This is a genomic window from Janthinobacterium sp. GW822-FHT07A03 (assembly GCF_058798815.1).
On sequence record NZ_JBXAKW010000001.1, the window covers coordinates 129966 to 156062 of the forward strand.

General features: G+C 65.0%; 26 protein-coding genes. 4 read left to right on the forward strand and 22 right to left on the reverse strand.

Features of this window, described 5'->3' with window-relative positions:
• Positions 1–163: 163 nt before the first annotated feature.
• The 4 genes from tal to AC1RJW_RS00640 form a co-directional block, all read right to left on the reverse strand.
• On the reverse strand, positions 164–1099 hold the full coding sequence (gene tal / locus AC1RJW_RS00625; RefSeq protein ID WP_099666887.1) for a transaldolase: 936 nt from the start codon (positions 1097–1099) through the stop codon (positions 164–166).
• 78 nt (positions 1100–1177) lie between these two features.
• A complete protein-coding gene (locus AC1RJW_RS00630) occupies positions 1178–2032 on the reverse strand; it encodes an SIS domain-containing protein (protein WP_034750862.1) in 855 nt (284 codons plus the stop codon).
• A gap of 130 nt (positions 2033–2162) precedes the next feature.
• Positions 2163–3635 (reverse strand): glucose-6-phosphate dehydrogenase, encoded by a 1473-nt coding sequence (gene zwf, locus AC1RJW_RS00635; RefSeq protein ID WP_493042610.1) that lies wholly within the window; start codon positions 3633–3635, stop codon positions 2163–2165.
• Between the two features lie 96 nt (positions 3636–3731).
• Positions 3732–4025, reverse strand: a complete 294-nt coding sequence (locus AC1RJW_RS00640; protein WP_493042612.1) for a hypothetical protein — start codon at positions 4023–4025, stop codon at positions 3732–3734.
• Positions 4026–4197: 172 nt separating this feature from the next.
• Between AC1RJW_RS00640 and AC1RJW_RS00645 the strand changes: the two genes are divergently transcribed.
• Positions 4198–5151 (forward strand): chemotaxis protein, encoded by a 954-nt coding sequence (locus AC1RJW_RS00645; RefSeq protein ID WP_099379036.1) that lies wholly within the window; start codon positions 4198–4200, stop codon positions 5149–5151.
• 69 nt (positions 5152–5220) lie between these two features.
• On the opposite strand, the gene AC1RJW_RS00650 is transcribed toward AC1RJW_RS00645, so the two are convergent.
• Together AC1RJW_RS00650 and pgi are read right to left on the reverse strand one after the other, a co-directional pair.
• Positions 5221–6117: an SMP-30/gluconolactonase/LRE family protein gene (locus AC1RJW_RS00650; RefSeq protein ID WP_493042615.1), complete on the reverse strand. Its 897-nt coding sequence runs from the start codon at positions 6115–6117 to the stop codon at positions 5221–5223.
• 14 nt (positions 6118–6131) lie between these two features.
• The gene (pgi, locus tag AC1RJW_RS00655; RefSeq protein ID WP_493042617.1) at positions 6132–7796 is read right to left on the reverse strand and encodes a glucose-6-phosphate isomerase; all 1665 of its coding nucleotides are present in this window, start codon (positions 7794–7796) and stop codon (positions 6132–6134) included.
• 336 nt (positions 7797–8132) lie between these two features.
• Between pgi and edd the strand changes: the two genes are divergently transcribed.
• The 3 genes from edd to AC1RJW_RS00670 all read left to right on the forward strand — a co-directional run bounded on the left by edd (position 8133) and on the right by AC1RJW_RS00670 (position 11254).
• The gene (edd, locus tag AC1RJW_RS00660) at positions 8133–10046 is read left to right on the forward strand and encodes a phosphogluconate dehydratase (protein ID WP_493042619.1); all 1914 of its coding nucleotides are present in this window, start codon (positions 8133–8135) and stop codon (positions 10044–10046) included.
• Between the two features lie 3 nt (positions 10047–10049).
• Positions 10050–10679 (forward strand): bifunctional 4-hydroxy-2-oxoglutarate aldolase/2-dehydro-3-deoxy-phosphogluconate aldolase, encoded by a 630-nt coding sequence (eda, locus tag AC1RJW_RS00665; protein WP_071075891.1) that lies wholly within the window; start codon positions 10050–10052, stop codon positions 10677–10679.
• 62 nt (positions 10680–10741) lie between these two features.
• Positions 10742–11254 carry a Rhs element Vgr protein gene (locus tag AC1RJW_RS00670; RefSeq protein WP_493042621.1) on the forward strand — a complete coding sequence of 171 codons (513 nt, stop codon included), beginning with the start codon at positions 10742–10744 and terminating at the stop codon, positions 11252–11254.
• Between the two features lie 8 nt (positions 11255–11262).
• Here AC1RJW_RS00670 and AC1RJW_RS00675 read toward each other — a convergent pair whose 3' ends face one another.
• Genes AC1RJW_RS00675 through AC1RJW_RS00750 form a run of 16 tightly spaced genes read right to left on the reverse strand, consistent with a single transcriptional unit; the run spans position 11263 to position 26080 of the window.
• The gene (locus AC1RJW_RS00675) at positions 11263–12300 is read right to left on the reverse strand and encodes a LytR C-terminal domain-containing protein (RefSeq protein WP_493042623.1); all 1038 of its coding nucleotides are present in this window, start codon (positions 12298–12300) and stop codon (positions 11263–11265) included.
• A 13-nt stretch (positions 12301–12313) separates the two neighbouring features.
• The gene (locus tag AC1RJW_RS00680; protein ID WP_493042625.1) at positions 12314–13261 is read right to left on the reverse strand and encodes a type II secretion system F family protein; all 948 of its coding nucleotides are present in this window, start codon (positions 13259–13261) and stop codon (positions 12314–12316) included.
• Between the two features lie 19 nt (positions 13262–13280).
• Positions 13281–14255 (reverse strand): type II secretion system F family protein, encoded by a 975-nt coding sequence (locus tag AC1RJW_RS00685; RefSeq protein WP_070289153.1) that lies wholly within the window; start codon positions 14253–14255, stop codon positions 13281–13283.
• Between the two features lie 10 nt (positions 14256–14265).
• Positions 14266–15633: a TadA family conjugal transfer-associated ATPase gene (locus AC1RJW_RS00690; RefSeq protein WP_493042628.1), complete on the reverse strand. Its 1368-nt coding sequence runs from the start codon at positions 15631–15633 to the stop codon at positions 14266–14268.
• A gap of 53 nt (positions 15634–15686) precedes the next feature.
• A complete protein-coding gene (locus AC1RJW_RS00695; protein WP_493042630.1) occupies positions 15687–16838 on the reverse strand; it encodes a CpaE/TadZ family protein in 1152 nt (383 codons plus the stop codon).
• Positions 16839–16861: 23 nt separating this feature from the next.
• The gene (locus AC1RJW_RS00700) at positions 16862–17380 is read right to left on the reverse strand and encodes a TadE/TadG family type IV pilus assembly protein (RefSeq protein WP_493042633.1); all 519 of its coding nucleotides are present in this window, start codon (positions 17378–17380) and stop codon (positions 16862–16864) included.
• A 10-nt stretch (positions 17381–17390) separates the two neighbouring features.
• Entirely contained in the window at positions 17391–17858 is a 468-nt protein-coding gene (locus tag AC1RJW_RS00705) for a TadE/TadG family type IV pilus assembly protein (RefSeq protein ID WP_493042634.1), read from the reverse strand.
• 7 nt (positions 17859–17865) lie between these two features.
• Positions 17866–19416: a pilus assembly protein TadG-related protein gene (locus tag AC1RJW_RS00710; RefSeq protein ID WP_493042637.1), complete on the reverse strand. Its 1551-nt coding sequence runs from the start codon at positions 19414–19416 to the stop codon at positions 17866–17868.
• A gap of 46 nt (positions 19417–19462) precedes the next feature.
• Complete coding sequence (locus AC1RJW_RS00715) at positions 19463–19741, reverse strand: hypothetical protein (protein WP_326457970.1); 279 nt, start codon at positions 19739–19741, stop codon at positions 19463–19465.
• Positions 19742–19750: 9 nt separating this feature from the next.
• Positions 19751–21352, reverse strand: coding sequence for a type II and III secretion system protein family protein (locus tag AC1RJW_RS00720; protein WP_493042639.1), 1602 nt, complete (start codon positions 21350–21352; stop codon positions 19751–19753).
• A gap of 22 nt (positions 21353–21374) precedes the next feature.
• Entirely contained in the window at positions 21375–22223 is an 849-nt protein-coding gene (gene cpaB / locus AC1RJW_RS00725) for a Flp pilus assembly protein CpaB (protein ID WP_070313226.1), read from the reverse strand.
• Complete coding sequence (locus AC1RJW_RS00730) at positions 22220–23566, reverse strand: DUF8689 domain-containing protein (RefSeq protein WP_493042642.1); 1347 nt, start codon at positions 23564–23566, stop codon at positions 22220–22222. Before AC1RJW_RS00730 ends, cpaB begins: the two co-directional genes overlap by 4 nt.
• A 33-nt stretch (positions 23567–23599) precedes the next feature.
• Positions 23600–24220 carry a methyltransferase family protein gene (locus tag AC1RJW_RS00735; protein ID WP_493042644.1) on the reverse strand — a complete coding sequence of 207 codons (621 nt, stop codon included), beginning with the start codon at positions 24218–24220 and terminating at the stop codon, positions 23600–23602.
• A 35-nt stretch (positions 24221–24255) separates the two neighbouring features.
• Entirely contained in the window at positions 24256–24843 is a 588-nt protein-coding gene (locus tag AC1RJW_RS00740) for an A24 family peptidase (RefSeq protein WP_493042646.1), read from the reverse strand.
• Positions 24840–25910: a phosphatase PAP2 family protein gene (locus AC1RJW_RS00745; protein WP_493042647.1), complete on the reverse strand. Its 1071-nt coding sequence runs from the start codon at positions 25908–25910 to the stop codon at positions 24840–24842. The genes AC1RJW_RS00740 and AC1RJW_RS00745 overlap by 4 nt, the downstream gene beginning before the upstream one ends.
• Positions 25907–26080, reverse strand: coding sequence for a Flp family type IVb pilin (locus AC1RJW_RS00750; RefSeq protein WP_493042649.1), 174 nt, complete (start codon positions 26078–26080; stop codon positions 25907–25909). Before AC1RJW_RS00750 ends, AC1RJW_RS00745 begins: the two co-directional genes overlap by 4 nt.
• Positions 26081–26097: the final 17 nt, after the last annotated feature.

Sequence of the window (26097 nt, forward strand, 5' to 3'; positions counted from 1 at the left end):
GATGCTCACTGTGTTACAGCACAGTTACGCTTCTTGGTCACAACTCCCTGCCGCTCGCAATGGTGCTGTCAGTCGCCGTGAGGTCAACGAGGACGACTACAATAAAAAAGCGGCGTCCGTGCAATGCACGGCGCCGCTTTTTTCGCCCGTCGTAATGACGCGATTACCGCAGCGCGGCGATCATCTGTTTCAGTTTGCCGGAATCGACGCAGAAGGCGCGGATGCCTTCGGCCAGTTTTTCCGTCGCCATCGCGTCTTCATTCATCATGAAGCGGAAGGCTTCTTCGTTCAGCGACATCTGCACGATGTTGGTCGATGGCGCCGCTTCGGCGCTCAGCTTGCGTTCCACCGGCGCATCGCTGTCGGCCAGCTTTTGCAGCAGGTCGGGGCTGATGGTGAGCAGGTCGCAGCCGGCCAGTTCGAGGATTTGCGAGGTGTTGCGGAAGCTCGCGCCCATCACCTCGGTCTTGTAGCCGAACTTGCGGTAGTAATTGTAGATGCGGCGTACCGATTGCACGCCCGGGTCTTCTGCGCCCACGTAGTCGATGCCCGTCGATTTCTTGTACCAGTCGTAGATGCGGCCGACGAACGGCGAAATCAGCTGCGCGCCCGCTTCGGCGCAAGCGATGGCCTGGGCCAGCGAGAACAGCAGGGTCATGTTGCAGCGGATGCCTTCCTTTTCCAGGATGGCGGCGGCGCGGATGCCTTCCCAGGTGGAGGCGATCTTGATCAGCACGCGCTCGCGGGCAATGCCGGCGTTCGAATACAGGGCGATCAGGTCGCGGCCCTTGGCGACAGTACCTTCCGTGTCGAACGACAGGCGCGCATCGACTTCGGTGGAGACGCGACCGGGGATGGTTTGCAGGATTTCCACGCCAAACGCGATCAGCAGGCGGTCGATGATTTCGGCGGTGGAGGCGTTCGGGTGGTCGCGCACGGCCTTTTCCAGCAGCGGCTTGTATTCATCCTTTTGCACGGCCTTCAGGATCAGCGACGGATTCGTCGTCGCATCGCGCGGCGTGTAAGCCTGGATCGATTGGAAGTCGCCGGTGTCGGCCACCACGGTAGTAAATTGCTTCAGTTGTTCGAGTTGGTTCATGGCTGCACGGGAAAGAGTGAATGGGCTTGCCGGGGTATTGTACATAATCCGGCAAGTCCGCCTGTGCTCTTTATTGCCTCAACCGATGAAGGAATCGAACTGCATGTCGAATTCCTGCAGCGCCTTCTGCGCATTCTGCATCTTCTTGCGGAATTCAGGCCCGCGCTGCAGGGCCAGGCCCACGGCCAGCACGTCGATCACGACCAGGTAGGCCAGCCGCGCTGAAATCGGGGTGTAGGGGTCGGTGTTGAAGACCAGGTCGATCGGGATCAGCACGGTTGCCAGGTCGGCCAGCGGCGTGCCCGATGGGGCCAGCACGACGACGTCGGCGCCGCCGCGGCGCGCCAGTTTCACGGAGCGGACCAGGGCGGGGCTGTTGCCGCGCTGCGAAATGGCCACCAGGCAGTCGCCGCCGCGCAGCAGGGCTGCAGCGATGCTGTGAATGTTCGGGTCGCTGTAGGCCACCGTCGGCACGCCCGAGCGGAAGAACTTGTGCTGCGCGTCGGCCGCCACGATGCCCGACGTGCCCTGGCCATAGAATTCGATCTTGCTGGCGCGCGACAGGATGTCGAGCGCGCGCTGGATCGCTTCCGGGTTCAGGTTGTTGCGCAGGTCGAGCAGGGTGTTGATCGAGCGGCTGCAGATTTTATTCACCAGGTCGGCCGCCAGGTCGTCCTGCGCCGGCTGCTCGTTCGCGCCCGGCATGGCCAGGGCCAGGCCCTGCGCCAGCTTCAGCTTGAATTCATGCCAGCCGTCATAGCCCAGCGTGCGGCAAAAGCGCACCACGGTCGGTTCCGACACCTGCGCGCTTTTCGCCAGCGCCGTGATGTTCTGGCTGACCGTCTGGTTGGGCTGGTCAAGCACGGCCAACGCGACCTTCTTCTCCGACTTGGAGAGCGAATCGAGCTGGGTGCGGATGGAATCGAGTAGCATTGATTAATCTTCTGGCAGTAATGCCGTAAGTTTGCGTCCTTTTCACCCCAAAAGCAAAGTTCCGGGGTCGGACCCTCAGGGGCCGACCCCAGTATTTCACCGTTCATGGTTAAGCCAAATCTTAACGGCTTCAGTCCTCTGGCAAGGCCTCTTCACGCCATTGCAAGCCGTCGCGGCCGATCAGGGCGCTGGCGGCCGCAGGGCCCCAGGTGCCGGCCGTGTATGGAATCGGCGCGCTGTCGTTCTGTTCCCAGCTGTCGAGAATCGGTTCGACCCATTCCCAGGCCGCTTCCAGTTCGTCGCCGCGCATGAACAGGGTCAGCTGGCCGCGCAGGACGTCGAGCAGCAGGCGCTCGTAGGCATCCATGCGCGGCGTCTTGAACGATTCGCGGAAATCGAGTTCCAGTTCCGCCGGTTTCAGACGCATGCCGTCGCCCGGGGTTTTCGCCATCAGGTTCATGCGCAAGCCTTCGTCGGGCTGCAAGCGGATCACCAGGCAGTTCGGCTGGAAGCTCGACGTCGGCTGGTTGAAGATCGAATGCGGGATCTGCTTGAAGCGCACAACGATCTCGGCCAGGCTGTCGGCCATGCGCTTGCCCGTGCGCAGGTAGAACGGCACGCCGGCCCAGCGCCAGGTGTCGATTTCCGCCTTCAGGGCCACGAAGGTTTCGGTGCGCGAGTGTTCCGGCGCATCGGGTTCGTCGCGGTAGCTCGGCACGGTGGCGCCGTCGACGTGGCCGGCGCGGTACTGGCCGCGCACGATGTTTTGCGCCAGGGTGGTGGGCGTGAATTTCTTGAGCGAGCGCAACACTTGCAGCTTTTCATCGCGCACGGCGTCCGGCGCGATCGAGGTCGGCGGCTCCATGGCGACGATGCACAGCAGTTGCAGCAAGTGGTTTTGCAGCATGTCGCGCAGCGCGCCCGAGGTGTCGTAGTACCCCATGCGGTTGCCCACGCCCAGTTTTTCGGCGATGGTGATCTGCACATCGGAAATCCATTCGCGGCGCCACAGCGGCTCGAACAGGATATTGCCGAAGCGCAGGGCCAGCAAGTTCTGCACGGTTTCCTTGCCCAGGTAATGGTCGATACGGTAGATCTGCGATTCCTGGAAGACCTTGCCCACTTCTGCATTGATCTGCTTGGCGCTGGCCAGGTCGCGGCCCAGCGGCTTTTCCAGCACCACGCGCGAATTCGGCGTGACCAGGCCGTTGTCTTCGAGGTTGTCGCAGATCAAGGCGAACAGGTGCGGCGGCGTGGCCAGGTAGTACACGCGCGTCAGGTCGGCATCGCCGCGCAGTGCTTCGACCAGCGGCGCGTACGTGGCCGCATCGCTGGCGTTGAGCGACACATACACGATGCGCGCGCAGAACTTGCTCCAGGTGGCGGCGTTCAGGGTGCTGGCCTTGATGTGGGGACGCGAATTGGTCTCCACCATCTTCAGGAAGGCTTCCTGGCCGCTGTCCTGGCGGCCCACACAGATGATGCGCGCCGTCGGCGGCAAATCGTTCGCGACGTCGCGCGCATACATTGCAGGCAACAACTTGCGCATTGCTAAATCGCCGCTGCCGCCAAACAGGACCAGGTCAAAATCGGTAAGTGCCATAAGTGAGTGTCGTCGCAAAAGTAAAAGGGCCGGAGCGGGGAGGAAGCCGACCGGAAGTGCCAGTCTGTCGCTACTATAATCGATGGTGTAAATTTACTACGTAGAACAGGCAATTGCAAGAAATTTTACTACATTCCATCCGCTGCCGTCGCCATTTTGCCCCGTATGCTTGCCAGCGATGCCGGCATGGCCATTATATGCCGTTCGCCGGTGCTGGCGCAGCATCATGCTTGTCATCGGCTTTTCAAAGCAACCATGGTTGCCAGGGAAATTTTCGATTCTCTCCGTCATCATTTGCGCTGTAGCAACAAGCAAATCAAGAAATGCTGTCAGGATCGCCGTTGGCAGCGTAAAGTAGCTTTGAGGAAAGTAAAAAACCGTATAATTCAAGCTCGAATCGATAGCAACTATTGGTTGTAAGAAATTGTACGATATACACTGCACCGCTAGCGCCGGCCATGCCCCGAACCCGCCATCCGACGTCCATGCGACGTGCAGTCCGCACTGCCCGCAGCATCAGGGGCAGGCGACTTAACTTTACAAGACGGCTCAAGGGGACACAATGAATTCAATGCAGCAAGATGTCGATGAACGCACCAGCCTGACAGGCAATAACAAATTCGAACTTTTCCTGTTCAAGCTGGGTACCAGTGATCACTCGACCAGCCGCGAACTATTCGGCATCAATGTGTTCAAGGTCCGTGAAATCATGGAAATGCCGGCCATCACGGCGGTGGCTGGCTCGCACCCGCACATGCTGGGCGTGGTCAATATCCGTGGCCAGATCGTGCCCGTGATCGACTTGCCGATGGCGGTCGGCTGCAAGAGCAATGGCTTGAAGATCCTGATGGTGACGGAGTTCGCCCGCTCGACACAGGCGTTTGCCGTGGAAGAGGTTGATGAAATCGTGCGCCTGGAATGGAACCAGGTCCTGTCGGCCGAATCGAGTGTCGGCGGCGGCCTCGTCACCAGTATCGCGCGCCTCGATGGCGATACGGACAAGACGCGTCTGGCGCAAGTGCTGGACGTGGAGCAAATCCTGCGCAACGTGCTGCCGTCGGGCGATCCGGACGTGGACGAGAACAGCATCGGCCCGCAGGTGCGCTTGCCGGCCGGCGCCGTGATCCTCGCGGCCGACGATTCCTCGCTGGCCCGCTCGCTGATCGAAAAGGGCCTCGAAGCGATGGGCGTGCCCTTCATCATGACCAAGACCGGCAAGGAAGCGTGGGAACGCCTGCAAGCGATCTCGGCTCAGGCGGCAACGGAAGGCAAGACGGCGAAAGACAAGGTTGCGCTGGTGCTGACCGACCTGGAAATGCCGGAGATGGACGGTTTTACCCTGACGCGCAACATCAAGAACGATGGCCGCTTCTCCAACATCCCCGTGGTGATCCACTCGTCGCTGACGGGCTCGACCAACGAAGACCACGTCAAGGGCGTGGGCGCCGATGGTTATGTGGCGAAATTCGTGGCGGCCGAATTGGCCGAGACGATACGCAAAGTGCTGGCCCGGTAATCTGCGCGGCCAATGTTAAAAAGCGCCGGTACCCGCGAGGGTCCGGCGCTTTTTCATGCTGGCAAGCGATTACGCTTGATACAGGTGTTCCGGCTGGCCCGCCACGTCCACGCGCACGGACAGCACGTGGCCCGTCAACGGGTAGTCGGCGATCTCGGCAGCCGAGCGGTTGTGGCTGGCGCTGGTGATGTACAGGGTGCGCAGGTCGGGACCGCCAAACGTCACCATGGTGGGGCAGCGCACGGGCACGGTAATTTCGCCCAACAGGTGGCCATCGGGGGCGAAGCGCAAGATCTTGCCGCCTTCAAACATGGCCGACCAGTAATTGCCTTCGCTGTCGACGGCCGCGCCATCGGGGCGCCCGCCGTAATCAAACGCTTTCTTGTCCGTGGAAAAGCGCTGGAACGGTTGCGGCGCGGAAATGGCGCCTGTCGCCGCATCGAAGTCGAAGCGGTCGATGCGGTGCGTGGTGGTATCCGAGTGGTACATGGTGCGCTTGTCCGGGGAAAAGCCCAGGCCGTTCGACACGGTCATGCCGCCCGACCAGACCTTGCGTACCTTGCCCTTTTCCAGCACGAACATTTCTGCGGCGTCAGCGTTGCGCGGCTCGAAAATCGTGCCGACCCAGAAACGGCCGGCCGGGTCGACCTTGCCGTCGTTGAAGCGCGTGGTGGCCATGTCGAACGGCGCCGGGGCGATTTCCGCCAGGCTGCCCGTCTTCGTGTCGAGGTGGGCAAAGCCGCTGCGCAGGGCGACGATCAGGCCGCCGCCGGCATTGATGGCCAGCGCCGACGGTTCCGTCGGCATGTTCCACTGCTCATGTTTGCCGCTGGCCGGGTGCAGCCGGTGCACGGCGCGGCCATCGATGTCGACCCAGTACAGGGCCGCTTCCTTGCCGTGCCATAGCGGACATTCGCCCACTTGCATGGGCTTGTCGCTGACGACCTTGATTTCGTAAATATTCATAAACCTCAATTAAGTTAATACGCCGCCTTGGCGGCTTTCGCCAGTGCAATCAAGCCATTGGTCGAGCTGTCGTGGTGGTCGGGACGGGCTTCGCCCGTCAGTTCGGCCTGGATTTTCTTCGCCAGCACCTTGCCCAGTTCGACGCCCCACTGGTCGAAACTGTTGACGTTCCACAAGACGCCCTGCACGAAGGTCTTGTGTTCGTACAGCGCGATCAGGGCGCCCAGGGTGGTCGGGGTCAGCTGGTCCATCAAGATGGTATTGCTGGGGCGGTTTCCGGGGAAGGTCTTGTGCGGTATCAAGGCCTCGATCTCGCTTTCCGGCAAGCCCTGCGCCTGCAGGTCAAGGCGCACCTCTTCACCCGTCTTGCCCGTCATGAAGGCTTCCGACTGGGCGAAACAGTTGGCCAGCAGGGCGTCGTGGTGGCCCGGCAAGTCGTGCGTGGCGCGCAGGGCGGCGATGAAGTCGATGGGCGTGATGTCGGTGCCCTGGTGCAGCAGCTGGAAATACGCATGCTGCGCATTCGTGCCGCAGTCGCCCCAGATGAGGGGACCGGTTGGCACGTCGACGGGCACGCCATCCTTGGTGACGCGCTTGCCGTTGCTTTCCATGTCCAGCTGTTGCAAATAGGCGGCAAAGCGGCTCAAATCCTGATGATACGGCGCGATGGAAACGGAGCCGCAATCGAGGAACTGGCGGTTCCAGAAGCCCACCATGGCCAGCACCACGGGCATGTTGTCTTCCAGTGGCGCCTGGCGGAAGTGTTGATCCATCGCATGCGCGCCAGCGAGGAAATCGCTGAAGTATTCAAAGCCCACGGACAGGGCCACGGCCAGGCCGATCGAGGACCAGACGGAGTAGCGGCCGCCGACCCAGTCCCAGAACGGGAACATGTTGTCCGGCGAAATGCCGAAGTCGACGATGGCTTGCGTATTGGTCGAGACGGCTACAAAATGCTGGGTCAGATCCTTTTCTTCGCCTTCCAGCAGGAACCAGGCGCGCGCCGTGTTGGCGTTGAGCATGGTTTCCGCCGTGACGAAGGTTTTCGACGCCACGATGAACAAGGTCGTTTCCGGATCGACTTTGGACAGGGTCGCTTCCATGTCGTGGCCGTCGACGTTGGAAACAAAGTGCATTTCCAGCCCCGGGTTGGCGTAGGAGCGCAGGGCCAGGCAGGCCATTTTCGGACCCAGGTCCGAGCCGCCGATGCCGATATTGACGATGTCGCAGATGGGCTTGCCCGTGTAGCCGAGCCAGCTGCCATTGCGCACCTTGTCCGTAAATGCCTTGACGCGCTGCAGCACATCTTGCACGTCGGCATCGATATCCTGGCCGTCGACCACCAGCCTGGTGCCGCGCGGCGCGCGCAAGGCAGTATGCAGAACGGCCCGATGTTCGGTAAGATTGATTTTCTCGCCGGTGAACATGGCTTCGCGCTGCGCTTCCACGCCGCGCTCGCGGGCCAGGTCCATCAGCAGCGCCATGGCGGTGGCGTCGACCCGGTTCTTCGAGTAATCGAGCAGCAGGCCGGCCGCATCGACCGTCATCGTCGAGAAACGTGCGGGATCGGCCGCGAACAGCTGGCGCAGATGCACTTCGCGCAGGCTGGCGCTATGCGCTTGCAGGGACTGGAAACTGGCGGTGGCGGTGATGGCAGGAGTAGGTGCTGGCTGGCGCATGGCGGTCGGCTTGGGTGCTTGTCTCGGTTGAAAGGAGCGCGGCGCGTTCGTCGTGGCGAACAGCGGATCCGGCGTTGATATGGGAATAATACATCAGAAAAACGTAATTTCACTACAGTTTGTGACGTGAAGCCGATTTTGTTGTGCTTTTTTTAGCGATTGCAGCAGTGATATATAAGAGATATGTTGGCAATCGCTGATACGCGATATTGCCTGGGCTGGCTTTGATAAGCCGCAATTTGTGGCTTATTTCTGTTGTTGGGCCATGCAAGAGTGCTTCTTCTTCACTATTTTGTAGTAAAATTTCACGAAATACTCATTTTTAAGGAAATCCATATGGCGCTGCATCCAGTAGTCGAATCCGTAACAGCGCGCATCATCGCGCGCAGCCGGCCATCGCGCGGCGCCTATCTGGCGCATCTGGATGCGGCCCGCATCCAGGGCGTGCAGCGCGGCGCCCTGTCGTGCACCAACCTGGCGCACGGCTTTGCCGCCTTTCCCGCCAACGACAAGCTGTCGCTGAAGGAATACAAGAAGCCGTCCGTGGCCATCGTTTCCTCGTATAACGACATGCTGTCGGCGCACCAGCCCTTCGAAGGCTTCCCGCAGATCATCAAGCAAGCCGTGCGCGAAGTGGGCGCCGTCGCCCAGTTCGCCGGCGGCGTGCCCGCCATGTGCGATGGCGTGACGCAAGGCCAGCCGGGCATGGAACTGTCGCTGTTTTCGCGCGACACCATCGCCATGTCGACGGCCGTGGCGCTGTCGCACAATATGTTCGATGCCGCCCTGTACCTGGGCGTGTGCGACAAGATCGTGCCGGGCCTCTTGATCGGCGCGCTGCACTTCGGCCATTTGCCGGCCGTTTTCGTGCCGGCCGGTCCGATGACGTCTGGCCTGTCGAACCAGGAAAAAGCCAAGGTGCGCCAGCTGTATGCACAAGGCAAGGCCACGCGCGAAGACTTGCTTGAAGGCGAGTCGAAGGCCTACCATGGCGCCGGCACCTGTACCTTCTACGGTACCGCGAACAGCAACCAGATGCTGATGGAAGTGATGGGCCTGCATTTGCCGGGCGCCGCCTTCATCACGCCGAACACGCCGCTGCGCGATGCGCTGACCAAGGCCGCCGCCCAGCGCGCGGCCGTCATCACGGCGCAAAGCGCCAGCTATTTGCCAGTCGGCCATATCGTCGACGAGAAATGTATCGTCAACGCCGTCGTGGGCTTGCTGGCCACGGGCGGTTCGACCAACCATACCCTGCACCTGGTGGCGATCGCCAAGGCGGCCGGCATCGTCATCGACTGGAACGATTTCAACGAACTGTCGGCCATCGTGCCGATGCTCACGCGCATCTACCCGAACGGCGACGCCGACGTGAACCATTTCCACGCGGCCGGCGGCACCGGTTATCTGATCCGTGAACTGCTGGACGCGGGCCTGCTGCACGAGGACGTCAACACCATCTTGGGTCACGGTTTGCGCGCGCACTGCATGGAGCCGTTCCTCGGCGAAGACGGCAAGGTCTTCTGGAAAGATGCGCCGGCGACCAGCGCCGACGAGAACGTGCTGCGCCCGGCTTCGAACCCGTTCGCGCCGGACGGCGGCATGGTCCTGGTAGCGGGTAACCTGGGCCGCGCCGTGATGAAGGTCTCGGCCGTCAAGCCGCAGCACCGCACGGTCGAAGCGCCTGCCCTGGTGTTCAATTCGCAGGAAGAATTCATGGCCGCCTACAAGGCCGGCACGCTGGACCGCGATTTCGTTGCCGTGCTGCGCTTCCAGGGCCCGCGCGCCAACGGCATGCCGGAACTGCATGCGCTCACGCCCGCGCTGGCCAATCTGCAGGATGCGGGCCGCCACGTGGCGCTGGTCACCGATGGCCGCATGTCGGGCGCGTCGGGCAAGGTGCCTGCCGCCATCCACGTCTCGCCTGAAATCCTCGCCGGCGGCCCGCTGGGCCTGGTGCGCGACGGCGACATCATCCGTCTCGACGCCTTCACGGGCGTACTGGAGGCGCTGGTGCCGGCCGACGTCTGGCACGCGCGTTCGCTGGTCACGGCCGACCTGTCGCCGAACCACGTCGGCATGGGCCGCGAGCTGTTTTCCATGTTCCGTTCCACCGTCAGCGCGGCGGAAGAAGGTGCCACCACCTTCGGCCTGCCGTCGCCGATTCCCACCACCGTCGCCTTGCACGACGCCGACAATGTCGGCGATACCGTACCGGGTTCCGATGAAGACTTTTTGGCTAGGAAATAAGAGATGACCATGACACTACTGGAAATTATGCGCACCTCGAGCGTGATCCCCGTGATTGCGATCGACGATCCTGAACACGCCGTACCGCTAGCGCGCGCGCTGGTGGCGGGCGGCATCCGCGTGCTGGAAGTGACCCTGCGCACCAAGCACGGCCTCGAAGCGATCCGCGCCATGTCGGCCGTGCCGGGCGCCATCGTCGGCGTCGGTACCCTGACCCGTCCCGAGGAATTCGCCCAGGCGCGCGATGCGGGCGCCGTCTTCGGCGTCTCGCCAGGTCTGACGTCGGCCCTGGTGGCGGCGGCGAAAAGCAGCGGCCTGCCCTTGCTGCCAGGCGTGATGACGCCAGGTGAAGTGATGGCGGCGCGTGAAAACGGCTTCCAGCAGCTGAAATTGTTCCCGGCCGTGCCGGCGGGCGGCATCGGCATGCTCAACGCGATCTACGGACCGCTGCCGGACATCACCTTCTGCCCGACGGGCGGCATCTCGCAAGAGACGGCGTCGCAGTTCCTGGCGTGCAAGAACGTCGCCTGCGTGGGCGGTTCGTGGCTGACGCCGAAAGACGCGATTGCGGCCGGCAACTGGGACCGTATCACGGAAATCGCCAAGGCTGCCAGCGGTCTTCGATTGGCTTAAGCGGTACTGGCGCGGCAGGCTTTACGCTTGCCGCGCTTTCTTCTCTTCTTCTTATGCGAGTCTTGCGCCGCCCCCTCACCATCGGCGAAACCGCCATGGCCCGCAGCGTCTTCCAGGGCGCCATCGACTACGCGCGCGTGCGCGTTGTGCGCGGCTCCTTTCTACCGTTCGGCTTGCAGGACCAGAACACGGCGATGACGCCGCGCGGCAGCCTGCATTTCATGCCAGCCCAATACCGCGACGATTTTTCCCGAGAAGGGAACAGCGGCAAACTGTTCTTCATCCACGAAATGGTGCACGTGTGGCAGTACCAGCTCGGCTACAGCGTGCTGCTGCATGGCGTGCTGCTGGCGCTGCGCGGCGGCTACATTGCCCAGCGCGCCTACCGCTACGATGCGCAGGCAGGTGGCGTCCTGTCCGATTTCAACATGGAACAGCAGGGCGACATCATCGCCCACTACTTCGGCGCGCGCCAGCTGGGCATTCCCGCCTACGTGGCGAAGCTGCCGCAGCTGCAGGATATCCTGCAAGGCTTCCTGATCGACCCCGCCGACAGCCGCTTGCTGCCGCGCTGATGCCTGCGTCACGGTGTCGTGTTCGATGCCAGGCGCACGTCCGGCGCACGCAGGCTGGCCGCCGCATCCTTGCCCAGCAATAAACGCAGGTCGGCGCCCGTGCCGATGCCGCTGTCGTCCGCCGCTTGCAGCTGCGGCATGCCGCCCAAGGCCAGCGCCAGGGCGGCGGCCGCCTGCGCATGGCCGGGACGGTAGACGATGCTGCTGGCCTGGACGCCGTACGGCCGCTGGTTACCCAGCCGCAGGACGCTGATGCCCATGCCGCCCAGCATGCCGCGCATGCGCGCCGCCATCCCGGTTTCTCCATTGCCGTTGATGACTTCCAGCCGTGGCAGCGGCGCCGCCTGCTTCGCCACGGCGGGCAAGGCGGCCGGCGCGGCGCGTGGCGCTACGGGAGCGTCGCGCCAGCTCAGCGCAAAGATATTCGGCTGCAACTGCGTCAGCTGCAGGCGGCTGGCAGGCGCCGCGGGCACCGGCGCCGTCGGCGCCAGGTCGGGCGCGACGGCGTCCGCGGTGGTATCGACCGCATCGATCGTCCCTATGCTGCGCGCCAGCGCCGCGATGGCCAGCTCCAGGTTGGCGCGCGCCGGCTGCTGGCCATTGTCGAGCTGCAGGGACTGGCGCAGCACGGCCGCCGCCTGGACATACTCTCCCTGCAGGTACAGCACGTAGCCGAGGTTGTTGTAGGTCCGGGCCGTCGGCGCCTCCTGCGCCAGCGCCTGCAGCATGGCGCGGGCCGTCTCCAGCTGGCCCAGCTGCGCGTGCAGTACGGCGGCGCCATTGCGCGCGTCGGCCGAGTCGGGCGTCAGCAGCATCGCTTCGCGGTAGGCGGACATCGCCGCACGCGGATCGCCCAGTTCCTGCATGCGCTTGCCCAGCTTGCAGAACGCGGCGGTGCGGGCGGCGGGGCTGTCATCGATGCGCGCCTGGGACGGCGCAGCGTGATTGTCCTGGCTGTGCTGGCTGGCGGGGCCGGGCAGGTGGCCGCAGGCGGGCAGCAGGCCGGCGCAGGCGAGCATGAGCATCAGGGTGGTGTGCTGTGACATGGCGGTTCTCCGGTTAGCTGCCGCTGCCCATGCTGGGCAGGAGCACGCGGTAGATTTGCAGGAAGGCTGGTCCCATCAGGACGACCAGCAGTGAAGGGAAGATGAAAAAGATCAGCGGGAACAGCAGCTTGAGGGCGATCTTCGCCGCTTCTTCCTCGGCCATCTGGCGGCGCTTGGTGCGCAGCTGGTCCGACTGCACGCGCAGCGAGGCGGCGATGCTGGTGCCGAAGCGCTCGGCCTGGATCAGCATGGCCACCAGCGCGTCGACATCCTCGACGCCCGTGCGCAGGGCCAGGTTGCGCAGCGCCCGTTCCTTGGTGTTGCCGGCGCGTAGTTCCAGCATCACCAGATGCAATTCCTCGGCCAGCACCGCGCTTTTCAGGGCGATCTCGGCCGCCACCCGGGCCAGCGCCGCATCCATGGCCAGGCCCGCTTCCACGCACACTGTCATCAAGTCAAGCGCATCGGGAAAGCTTTCGAAGATATCACGCTGGCGCCGCTTGATCATTTGCGCCAGCACGATATTGGGCAGGTAGTAGCCGATGGCGGCCACGATCAGCAGCCAGAACAGCAATGCCTTGCCCGCCATCTGGCTGCCCGAGGCGCTCAGTCCCAGGAACAGCAGCAGGGGCAGGCCGATGGCCAGCATGGTCTTGGCGGAAAAGAACAGGATGGGCGCCGACGCCTGGCGCAGGCCGGCATTCATGAAGCGCCGGCGCATCACGGAGCCTTCCCAGCCCTGGTCGGGCAGCGATAGTTTGGCCAGGGGGCCGCTCAGGCGCACCATGCGTGCCAGCCAGGGGCTGGGCGCCGATGCGCCGGGCGCCGCCGCGCTCTTGCCGGCGGCGTTGTCCATGCGCTGGCGCAAGGGATCGGGCGCAAAGCTGCGCATGGCCACCAGCACGGTGCCGAAGACGGCAATGAAGAGCAGGGCGAGAAAGGCGATATGCACGGGATTCATGAGGGTTCTCCTTGCGGGCTCAGACGCGGATACGGATGATATTGCGCATGACCAGGATGCCGCACACCATCATCACCAGGGCGCCGGCGAGCATCTTGCGTCCGCCCGGGTCGACGAACAGCATTTCCAGGAACTGCGGATTGGTCAGGTGGATCATGGCCGCCGCGCCGAAGGGCAGCAGCGACAGGATCCAGGCCGACAGCTTGCCTTCGGCCGACAGCACGCGTACCTGCCCCAGCAGCTTGATGCGCTCGCGGATGATGCGGCTGATGCTGTCGAGCAGTTCGGCCAGGTTACCGCCCGTTTCGCGCTGGATCAGCACGGCGATGACGAAGTAGCGCAAGTCCGTGCTGGGCACGCGCGTGGCCAGGTTCATCAGGGCGTCCTGCATGGCGATGCCGAAATTGACTTCGTCGAAGGTGGCGCGAAATTCCACGGCCAGCGGCGCGTTCATTTCATCGCCGACCATTTTCAGGGCGGTGGGGAAGGCATGGCCGGCGCGCAGCGCGCGCGCCATCAGATCCAGCGCGTCGGGCAGTTGTTGCTCGATGCGCTGCAGGCGCTTGGCCTTGGCGCGCAAGACCACCAGCAGCGGCAGCAGGGCCGCGCCCGCCACCAGCGGCAGGAGCAGCAGCCACGGCACGCTGAGGTAGCTGAGCAGCAAAAATGCGGCGCCGGCCGTGGCCAGCATCACGCCGGCGAAGCTGGCCACGCTCCAGCTCAGGCCCGACTGCTCCAGCAGGCGGTCGAGTGCATGCACGCGGGGCACGCTGAGCAGCACGCGCTGCAGGGCCGGGGTGTCGCTCAGCAGGCGCTTCTTGATCATCGAGCTGCCCGTGTCGCCATGCGCGCCGGCCGACATGATGCGCAGGCGGCGCGCGACCCTTTCCGCTTCCGGGCCGCGCGAGGTGTTCCACGCCAGGTACACCCCCTCGATCAGCAGCACCACGGCGATGAAGGTGAGGATGGCGAATACGTAATAGAGATAGTCCATGATGCTCCCCTTAATGGTACTGGCGGGCGGGATCGAACAGGGTTTCCGGCAGGCTGATGCCGAAGGCGCGCAGGCGTTCCAGGAAACGCGGCCGCACGCCGCTGGCATGGAAATGCCCCTGCACCGTGCCGTCCTCGCCGATGCCCGTCTGGCGGAAGGTGAAGATTTCCTGCATGGTGATCATCTCGCCTTCCATGCCCGTGATTTCCTGGATCGACGTGACCTTGCGCTTGCCGTCCGTCAGGCGCGATACCTGCACCACCACGCTGATGGCCGAACTGATCTGCTGGCGCATGGCTTTCACGGGCAGGGCCGCCGAGGCCATGCTGATCATGTTTTCCAGCCGCGTCAGCGCGTCGCGCGGCGTGTTCGCGTGGATGGTGGCCATCGAGCCTTCATGCCCCGTGTTCATGGCGCCCAGCATGTCGAGCGCCTCGGCGCCGCGCACCTCGCCCAGGATGATGCGGTCGGGGCGCATGCGCAGCGCGTTGCGCACCAGCGCCCGCTGCGTCACCTCGCCCTTGCCCTCGATGTTCGCGGGTCGCGTTTCCAGGCGTACCACGTGCGGCTGCTGCATCTGCAGTTCGGCCGCGTCCTCGATGGTGACGATGCGTTCGGCCGTGCTGATGAAGCCGGAAATCGCATTGAGCATGGTGGTCTTGCCGCTGCCCGTGCCGCCGGAGATCAGGATGTTGACCTTGGCCTTGCCCAGCGCCTGCAGGGTGGTGCTCATTTCCTCGGTCAGGCTGTGCTTGAGCAGCAGGTCGGCCAGGCGCAGGGGCTGGGCCGAGAAGCGCCGGATCGACATCACGGGGCCGTCGATGGCCAGCGGCGGGATGATGGCGTTCACGCGTGAACCGTCGGGCAGGCGCGCATCGACCATGGGGCTCGATTCATCGATGCGCCGGCCCACGCGCGAGACGATCTTGTCGATGATCTTCATCAAATGCGCGTCGTCGGTAAAGCAGACGTCGCTCAGCTCCAGACGGCCATGGCGCTCGACATATACCTGGCGGTAGGTGTTGACGAGGATATCGGACACGCCGGGATCGGCCAGCAGCGGCTCGAGCGGGCCGAAACCGAGTACCTCGTCCTGGATGTCGCGGATCAGCGAGCGCCGTTCCAGCTCGTTGATCACCACATTGTCTTCCGTGAGCACGTCGCTGACGAGGATTTTCAGCTCTTCGCGGATCTGCTCGCGCGACAGGCGCTGCATGCCCTCCAGGTCGACGCGGTCGAGCAGCGCCTGGTGGGTGCGGTGCTTGAGCTGCTGGTAGCTGTGGCTCGACGCGCCCTGGTGCGCGGCATCGTCATTCAGGCTGGCGTCATCCTGGGCATATCCCAGGCGGTCCCGCAGGGTGAGTTTTTCGGCAGTCATGGTCGGTCTCCGGTAAGTGGGGGCGTATCAGGCTTGAGTATCGGGCTGGAGCCTCAGGCGCGCGCCAGCAGCCGCGAAACCCAGCCTTGCGCGGCGGGCGGGGTTTCGCCGGCCAGGCTGGCAGCCAGTTCCTGCAGGGCGCGCGAGACGGCGTTGTGCGGCGTCAGCTTGAGGATGGGCACGCCCTGGCTGACGGAAGCGGCCACCGCTTCGTAGTGGTTGGGGATGGACTTGTAGACGTGCTTGCCATACGCCGCTTCCAGGTCGGCCACGCGGATGCTGTCGCTGCTGGCATAGCGGTTCAGGATCAGGCGGATCTTGTCTTCGCGGTAGCCGAGGCCGCGGAACACGTCGAGCAGGCGCTTGCCGTCGCGCACATACGGCAAGGTTGCCTGCAGCACGGGGAAGATCAGGTCGGCCCGGTCCAGTGCGCGCACGCTGACGGGGTCGAGTCCGCGCCCCACGTCGAGCAGGATGTAGTCGTACTGGCTGCGCGCCAGGGTCAGCAAACGGTCGATATGGTCGGCCTCGACGTCGGCCGCATGGGCCGGGTCGTCGGCGGCGGCCAGCACGCTGTAGGCGGGCGTGATCTGGATCATGCTGGCGCTGAGCAGCGAGGCGTCGAGGCGCACGATCTGCTGCGACAGCTGCGACAGGGTGGCGGCCGGCTTGTGGTCTGAAACGAACAGGGCGGCGTCGCCGAACTGCAGGTTCAGGTCGAACAGCGCCACCTTGCGCTGCTCGCCGGCGGCCAGCGCGTAGCCGAGGTTGGCGGCGATGAAAGTGGCGCCGCTGCCGCCCTTGCACGAGACGAAGGCCAGCACCTGGCCCTTGCGCGTGACCTGTTTTTGCAGCTTGTCTTCGATGCGGCGCAGGGCGGCGCACAGGGCCGCGTCGTCGTCGGGCTGCAGCACTTCGCGCACGCCGGCGCGCATCGAGCGCAGCAGGAATTGCGGACTTTGCTGCGGACATTGCACGATGAGGGCCAGGTTCGGATGGCGTCCGCCCAGCAGCTCGAGCCGTTCCAGCTCCGCTTCGCCCGTCTGTTCCTGCTCCAGCAGCAGCAAGTCCGGCGTGACGCCGTTGTCGAACACATCCGGTATGCTCGCCAGCAGGGTGACGCGGTCGGCCGCGCTGCGTTCGCGCAGCAAACGGGTAAGGCGCTTGAGCTGGACTTCATTCTTCGAGACGATGACGATATTCACTTGGTACTCCCCGGTAAAAGCGTTCAGTTGATCTGGAAGCCCAGGCTTTCGGCGTGCATGACCACCACCGAGGCCGGCACGGCGATATTCAGAAAACCGAACAGGCTGACCATCGGCGTATAGCTGACGTTGTCGATCGAGACGCGCACGCTGTCGATGCAGCTGGCCGTGCGTGTGTTGTCGCCGCAGGCCGACAGGTTGTCGCCCGGGTCAGTCGGCGGCAAGGTTACTTCGGCACCGCTCTTGTTCAGGTAGCTGATGGTGATATTGGCGGCCGTCAGTTCCGGGGCGGCCGGCAGGGCGGTGCCGCCGAACAGGGCCAGGGTCTTGACGGCGTCGGTCTGGTCGATCCAGCGCACCACCGCTTCGCGCGCGGCGCGGCGGCTCACTTCCTGCACCGTGTTGTACAGGTACAGCATGCGGCCGAATTCGAGGATGCCGAACAGCAGGGTGAAGAACAGCAGCGACACCAGGGCGAATTCGACGGCGGCGGCGCCGCGCTGGCGCCCGGCTGGAGGAGACGATGAAAGGCGGTGGCGCATTGCGTTCTCCTTACAGCATGTAGCGCATGGTGGTGCGCGGTGCGAGCGGCGTGGCATAGGTGCTGGCCGCGCCGATCACGAAGGGCAGGTACTGGCCTACCGACAGCGTGTAGTTGACGACTTCGACGCGGATGCCGCCCGGCGCCGTGCCATCGGTGCAGCTGCTGTCGTTGAATGCCGCGTCCAGGCAGGTGACCGTCACGTTGGCCGTGGTGAAGTCGCTGATGCCGGCGCTGACGGCCGCATCGGCCACCGTCTGTTTGGCGGCAGGCACGCCCTGCGAGGCGATGCCGGCCTTGGCCTTGACGGACATGTTGCGCGCCGCATCGCGCGTGGCCTTGTTCAGCGCGTCGTAGTACCAGAAGGCGCGGCCAAAGCCGAAGATGCCGGCCAGCAGCGTGACCAGCAGGGCCAGCACGATGCCGAATTCGACGGCGGCGCCACCGCGCTGGCTGATAGGGGAAAGGTGGATGCGCATGGCCGCCTCACTTGTAGAGTTTGATTTCGGAATTCGGCACGGGCTCGATCAGGCCCGCGAACTCGACGTCGAGGCGCTTGGTTCCGCCGCTGAAATCGGCTTTCATCGTCATGAAGAATTTGCCGATGCCCACCGCATTCATGGTGCCGCACGAGGCCGGCCCGACGGGCGCCGTGCGGCAGTCGACCAGCACCACGTTGAGGATGCGGCGGTTGCGCTGGCCCGGATGTGCCGCCGACGGCGCCTGGAACGTGGGGCCGCTGGTCTGGTTGTACGGCGCAGGCGGCGTAGTGGCAGGAAAGCCTGCGCCGGGGCTGACGGGATAGCTGGCCGTGTCGAAGTAATTCGCCTTGGCCGTGCTGTACATGGGGTTGGCGTTGCCGTCCGCGACGCTGTAGGCCGTGCCGGCCTTGGCCGGGGTGGCGCCATTGCTTTGGTAGGCGGGGCCATACGACCACAGCACGCCGTAGCCGGCGAACTGGGCGAACGTGGCCGAGGGCGCCGGGACGGGGCCGGCCGACGGCAGCTGGTAATTCGGCTTGTTGCCGGCAAGGCTGACCGGCTGCTGGCTGGGCAAGGTGCTGGCGCCCGGCTGCATCCAGCCGGTGGGCGGCGAGTTGGCGGCAGCGGCGGCGCAGGGCGACGCGGCGCCCACGCACGGATATTCCTTGATGTTGGTGTCGGGCGGCGCCGTCGCGGGGTCGCACACGGATGGCCCGCCGTAGTCGTCGAAGCGCGAATTGAGCGAGGCGGCCAGCGAAGCCGTCAGCCCCGTGTTCGTGTAGACCTGGCCCGTGCCGCTGGTGATGACGGCGCTGCTGCCCGTGCACATGAATGGCGCGGTGGAGGCGGCGCTCGCGTGCGAGGCGCTGCAGCTGCCGGGCGGCGCGTCGACAGGGTTGATCAGGTAGGGATCGGACGGGCCGCCCAGCGGATTGAGGCCGAACAGGTTGTAGGTGACGCCGCGGCGAAAGCCGAATTCGACCAGTTCCGTCAGGCCTGTGCCGGCCGGCGCGGCCGGATACGTGTATTGCGCCGTCTTGTTGGCCGGATCGACGGCGCACACGCCGATCGGCGTGACGTCGTTGACGAAACGTCCCGCCACGGCTACGCCCGAGGTGCTGGTGCTGGCGATGCCGGCGATGCCCATCAGGTAGGTGGCGAAGGTCTTGCTGCCCGTGTCGACCTGGATGAAGGTCATTCCCTGCGGGCTGGTGCGGGCGCTGGCGCCGGACGACCAGGGACCGTCCGGGCTGGGGCCAAAGCTGATGTTGGCGGCCGTGATGGTCAGGGTGGTGGAAAAGTCATAGCGGTTCTTTTGCGCGATGGCGATGGCCTTGGTCTGCGCGTTGTCGATGCCGGCGGCGCTTTGATTGAGTTCCACGGCGCCCGCCAGGGCGGCGCTGTCGGCGCCGTTCTGCAGTTCCGTTTTGGCGATGTACAGGTGGCCCAGGTCCAGCACCAGGCCGCCCATGGCGAACAGCACCACCAGGGTCAGCCCCAGCACGATGGCGATCGCGCCCTGCTGCCTGTCGTGCCTGCGGAATGCGGTGTTCATGGCTGTCTCCTGGTGGCCTGGGGAAAGTGCGTCGCGAAACTGGCGCCTACTGGCGTCCGCCCACGCCGATGGTGAAGACATTCGGCTGCGGTTCCGGCGCCGCGAACGATTTCTGGTAGCGCTGGTAGGCGCTCGCGCCGGCCTTGCCGTCGATGCCGCTGACGGGGTCCATGTTGCGGTAGGCGTCCGGATACATGATCTGCTGCGCCTTGAGCAGGGCCACCGATTCGCCGAAGTGCGAATCGAGCACGGGCGTGGTGGTGGCGGCGCAGCCGGCCAGCAGGCATAACAGGGCGGCGCAAGGCAGGCAATGTGCGGTTTTCATGGTGTTCTCCTATTTGAGGTCGAAGCCGGCGGACTGGGGCGCGGCCGCTTGCGGCTGCATCGGTGCTGCCGGCGCTGCCGGCGCTGCGGGGGCGGGCGCCGGTGCGCTGCCTTCCATTTTTCCCTGCATGAACATGTCGCCGCGTGTCGGCTGGATGTAGCCGTCGGTGGGCAGCTTGTAGTCGGCTGGCAGCGGCTTGACCAGGTGCGGCGTGATGATGAAGACCAGTTCCGAGCGGTCCGTCTGGAAGTCCGTGCTGCGGAACAGGGCGCCCAGCACGGGCACTTCGCCCAGGCCTGGCAGGGCCTTGATATTGCTGGTCACGTTGTTCTTGATCAGGCCGCCGATGGCGAAGCTCTGGCCGTCGAACAGCTGTACCGTGGTGGTGGCGCGCCGCGTCGTGAACGAGGGCAGGATGGCCGTGGCCGAGATGCCGGTGGCGGTGATGCCGATGCCGTCCTTGTTCAGGTCCGACACTTCGGGCGCCACCTTCAGGTTGATGCGCCCCCCATCGAGCACGGTGGGCGTGAATTTCACGGCCACGCCGAACTCCTTCTCTTCCAGCGTGATGGTGGGCACGCCGTTATTGTTGCTCTGGCTGACGGGGATGAAGATCTTGCCGCCGGCCAGGAAGCTGGCCTCCTGGCCGCTGATGGCCATGATGTTCGGTTCGGCCAGCACCTTGATCAGGCCATCGCGCTTTTGCGCGTCGAGGTTGAAGAAGTTGTTCTTGCTGGCGCCGCTCAAACCGCTGGGATTGTTGCTGAGCAGGCTGGACAGCAGCGAATACGACCAGCTGCCGATGGTCTTGTTGATGCCCAGGCTGGCGCCCAGCTGGTCGACCAGCACCTTCGACACTTCGGCCACCTTCACTTCCAGCATCACCTGCTGCGGCGCGGCGATCGACAGCAGGTTGATCACGCGCGGCATGCCCGCATCGGGCGTGGCGGCGGGAGCGGCAGCGGCGGCGCCCGCGCCCGCGGCTGGTGCGGCGCCGGAGGCGGCGCTGCCGCTGCGGGCGCTGCGCTGTACATAGGCGTTGGCCAGCGACAGGGCCTGGTCGGCCTTGACGACATCGCTGACCATGCCCGACAGGATCAGGGTGTCGCCCGCCACCGTGACGTGGATCTTTTCGTTCGGCAGCAGTTCAGCCATGCGTGCCTGCAGGCTGCTGCTGTCGATGCCGACGGCCAGGTCGATGATGGTGGCGTCATTGCTCTTGTTCCACAGGATCAGGTTGGTGGTGCCGACGGAGCGGCCCAGCAGGTATACCTCGTTGGGGTTGAGCAGGATGACGTCGGCGATGCGCGGGTCGCCGACGGACATGCGGCTGGCGGCGAACGGCAGGCGCATCAGGGTCGACTTGCCTTCGGCCAGGCTCATTTGCGGCGCCATCTCGGTGCGGCCGGCGCGCGATTCGCTTTGCGGCGGCGTGGCCCTGGGCCGGGCGGCGGCGCGGCTGCTTTTGGCGGCCCCGGTGTCGGCGCCAGCAGCGGTGGCGGCAGCGGCGACGGGTTCGCCGCGTGCCTGGGGCGCCAGGGCGCCGATCATGGCGAGGGCAAGCGCCAGGCTGAGTACCCGGCTTCCGCTTGCTGTGCAATATGTGCTCATGGCGTGACTCCTCTGGTGCAGGTTAGAATTGTTGGGAGCTGCGTTCCAGCCCCTTGATGACATCGACGCGTGGACCGGCCTGTGGTGCGGGTGCGGCGGCAGGACGGCGGCGTGGCAGCGGCTTGGCTTGCACCATGGCGGCGGGGGCTGCCATGGCGACCTTTTCATCGAGCAAGCTGGACTTGGTGGCGCCTTCCGTGTTGACGGGTTTGTCCTCAACCTGATTGCGCAGCACCAGCGACAGGGTGCCCACGCTGCGCGCCAGGTCGAGTTTTTCAGCCTGATCCGGCGTCAGCTCCAGGGTCACGGCATTGACCACCTTCGGCTTGGTGTCGTCGCGGCTCGATTCCTGGGCGATGGCCAGCACGAGGATGCGTTCGAGCACGATCTTGGAAATGTTCGGATCGCGGTCCGGCGTCTTGCGGGCCCCTTCGCCCTGGGTGTTGACGAGAATGTCGACGAAGTTGCCGGGCAGGGCGAAGCCGGCCACGCCCACCACGTCGTTGACGCGCACGGTCATGGCGCGCTTGCCCTCGGCGACGACGGCCGACAGGCCGCCTTGCGTGCCGGGAGGCGCCAGCTTGCCTTCCATGATCGGTTCGCCGTGCTGGATGCTGGTGCGCGTGACGCGCGTTTCCAGCAGTTTCGGATCGTTGATGGCGCCGGGCGGCAGCGCGTTCGATGGCCAGTCGACCATGCGCACCATGTCGGGCGTGAGACGCGCCCCCAGGCTGATGTCGACCTGGGCCACGGCCACCTTGTTGATGTTGCCCGAGGCTTGGGCATTGATCCAGCGCGCGGCCACGATGACCGCGGCGAACGCCAGGATGACCGCAATGGCCATCATCGTCAGAGCGCGTGCGTTTCTCATTTTGCTTCCCCTTTGTGCTGGACCGCTGCCGGTCCGTTATGTGTGCTTGCAAGGTCGTCATCGCTGCCGAAATAGTTTTCCCATGCCCAGAACAGGACTTCCGGGGACAGTTGCGCCGGGTGGTCTTCATAGCGCGCCTGGTCGCAGACCTGCGCGAGGATGTCGCGCGGATAGCAGGCCAGCAAGGGCCGCTTGTAGAGGCTATGCAGGTGCAGCAGGTAGGTGTAGGAGGCTTCGTCGAAATTGATGCCCAGCTGGGCGCAGGTGCTGCGGAACACGGCCAGGTAGTGGTAGGCGCTCAGGGGACCCACGTGGATCTTGTAGCCGATGCGGCGCAGGAAGGAGTCGTCGGCCAGCTGCTGCGGCGCCAGGTTCGACGAGAACACGACGATGACGTCGAATGGCACGGGGAATTTGTAGCCCGTGTGCAGCGACAGGTAATCGATATGGCGCGCCATCGGCACGATCCAGCGGTTCATCAGTTCCACGGGCGAGCAGCGCTGGCGCCCCAGGTCGTCGATGATGAAGATGCCGTTGTTGGCCTTCAGGTGCGGCGGTGCCTGGTACAGGCGGGTGCCCTGGTCGAACTGCAGGTCCAGCATGTCGAGCGTCAGCTCGCCGCCCGTCAGCACGGCGGGACGTTCGGCGCGCACCCAGCGGGGATCGGATGGCACGAGGCCTTTGCTTGACAGGGTGTGCAGCATGGGGTCGAGGAAGGGCAGCACTTCGCCGTCGACCATCACGGCATGGGGCAGGGCGATGGCGCCGCTGAGCAAGCCGTTCAGGCGCTCGGCCAGGTAGCTCTTGCCGCTGCCGGCAGGGCCGTGGAAGAACAGGGCGCGCCCGGAATTCATGGCCGCGCCCAGCTGGTCGAGCACGGACGAACTGGCCACCACGTCGCGGAATTCGCGCTGCACGTCGTCGCGGGTGACATGCATGTCGGCCACGCTTTGCGCCAGCACCTGGTTGCTGTAATCGGCCAGGGTGACGGGGGCGGGACCGCTGTAGGCGTTGCGGCGCATGTACTCGGCGGCGCGCAGGCGGCCCTGGTCGCCCAGCAGGTAATACAGGTCGGCGTCGGTGCCGCTGCCGCCGTTGCGGCGCGCTTCGCACAGTTTTTCGGCGCGCATGAAGGTGAGCAGCGGTTCAAGCACGCCGGCGCCCAGTTTTACATGCGTCGACAGGGCGGGCAGGCCGATCTGGCCGCGCAGGAAGAGTATCTTGACCAGCAGTTCGACCAGGAACAGGAAGGGCAATCCCGTTTCCTCGACCGTGCGTGGCGCGCGCTTGGCCGCCGGTTCGACGCCGCCGCCGTCGCTGCGTTCTGGATAGGTGTCAGGCATGATGGATACTCCTCTTGCTCGGGTGGCCGGATATCAGAAAATGAAGGGCAGCAGGCGGTACTTCACCTGGCGCATGTAGACGCGATAGCGCACGTCGGTGGACAGGAAACGCTCTTCGCGCAGCAGGCGCGCCACCATCATGCTCATCGTCGCGACATAGGTGACGGTGTTGGCGGACGAGGTGTTGGCCAGCAGGTAGCCGCTCAGGGAAATCAGGTAGCTGGCATACAGCGGATGGCGTATCACGCGGTAGACGCCGCCCGTCTTGATCTCGCGCTGCGCCGCCACCAGGCCGAAGCTGCGGTTCAGCGACAGCAGGCCGGCGATCTGCAGCAGGCTGCCGACGGCCAGCAGGTAGCGCGCGCCGGGCCAGATGGCCATGTCGGCGGGGGACAGGAGGAAGGGGGCGAAGGTGGCGCCGATGGCCAGCAGCCAGTCGCCCGCATCGGTGGAGACGCTGACGGGGGCCGAACGCACGATGAAGAACAGGGCGGCCAGGGTTTCGGCGGCGCAGAACAGCAGATAGCTCCAGTCGCCGCTGTGCAGGAATCCCATCACGTGGGCGCTGGCGAAGAACGCCCACAGGCAGGCCATGGTGATGCTGGTGAACAGGCTGGCGCCGCGGGAGTGGCAGAGGGTGGCGATGGTGTTCATGGTCGTGTCCTAGGGTGGCGGGCAGGCGGCGCGTTTCAGCGCAGGCTCCACAGGTGGGTGTACTGCAGGAATACCTGCAAGCCGGTGCCGCTGGCGATGGCGAAGGCGTAGGCCAGCTTGCCGGTGGCCGGCGGCGGTTCGGCGATCGTGGCGGCGCCGCCGGCAAGGCTGTGCAGCAGCGCGCCCAGCATCATGTGATAGGTGTTTTTCAGCACCTGGCGCAGGCGCTGGCCGGCCAGCGCGGCGGCCAGGGCCAGCACGCCGCCGCACAGGAAGGTCAGCAGGGCCGCTTCGAGCACGGCGTCGGGACCGAGGAAGGCGCCGCACATGGCCATCAGCTTGACGTCGCCGGCGCCCAGGGCGCGCAGCAGGTACATGGGCAGCAGCAGGGCCAGTCCGGCGGCGGCGCCGGCCAGCGCCTGCAGCAGTCCCAGGCCGCCGAAGGAGGCATCGAACAGGCCGGCGCCCGATGGCACGAAGCCGTTGAGGATCAAGCCTGCCAGCGTGCCCCACAGCACCAGCCGGTTCGGGATGCGGCGCGTGCGCAGGTCGTGCCACAGGGCGGCGGCGAGCAGGGTGGCCAGCGCGGCCAGGCACAGCAGCATGGGCAGGTGGGCGTTCATGACGTCAGTCCTTCCTTGCTCATGCAGGGCGCCGTGGCCACGTGCATGGCCGGTGCAGCGGCCTGGCTGCCCAGCAGCCGTCCCACCAGGCGCCACACCAGCGCCGCGCCGGCCGCACCCACATAGCCGTCGAGCGCATAGTGCCAGCCCAGGTGGATGGAGCCGAGCAGGATCAGCACGGCGAAGGCGGACAGGGCGATCCCTGCGGCGCGGCTGACCTTCCAGCCCATGATGGCCATCAGCACGGCCGTGGCCACATGCATGCTGGGCATGGCGGAGATCCCCAGTTCGCCGTTCGCGCCCTTGCTTTGATAGCCTTGCCACAGCATGTCCTGCACCTGCAGGGCCCAGACGGGGACGTGCTGGTTGGCGTCATGCAGGTAGGCCATCAGCGGCGCATACGGATCGCTGGCGTGCAGGTGGCCGTAGTAGCAGGGGCCGACCGAGGCAAACAGCACGGCCAGGATGCTGCCCAGGACGATCCAGGTCAGCGCAAAGCTGAGCAGGAACTGCATGCGCAGCAGCGGGCGGCGCGTATCGAGGATCAGCCAGTACAGGATGGCGTAGAACAGGAAGAACCAGAAGTGGTAGCTGAAGTTGAGCAAGCCCGTGACCAGCGGATGGCCCAGCAGCGGCTGCAGCCTTTCCCACGGGGCCATGCCGCCATGCAGCGCGACGTCCCAGGCGGACAGGGTGGCATCCCAGGTGTAGGGGTGCAGGCGCGGGATGGCACTCTTGAAGACGGTGAAGCTGGAGGCGAAGACGGGGATCAGCAGCAGTGCCGGCAGCGCATGCAGCAGGCGTTCGTTGCTCAGGTAACGGCGCAGATCGTGGTACAGATAGTGGCACAGGCGGTGCGGGCGGTGCACCACCATGACGTGGATGGTGTAGCCGCACAGGATGAAGACGGGACCCGTGAGGATGGCCACGAGGAAGCCGGCCAGCACGTTGAGGATCTCCGATGCGCTGGGCAGGCCGCCGGCCAGCAAGGTCGCGGCGGCGGCGTACGGCAGCACGATCAGCAGCAGGGCGCGGTGGGTGCGCAGCGAGGCGCGCAGGGTGTTCATGACAGGGCCAGGACCACTTGGTCCTTGACGTAGACAAACAGCTGCTTGACCTGGTCGCCAAGCAAGGTGATCGTGATCACCAGCAATGCCGCGATCAGGCCCGCCAGCAACGCGTATTCGATCGCTGTGACGGCGGACTCGTCGGATAAACGGCTGAAGAGAGATTTCACGATGGGCCTCGCTAGGC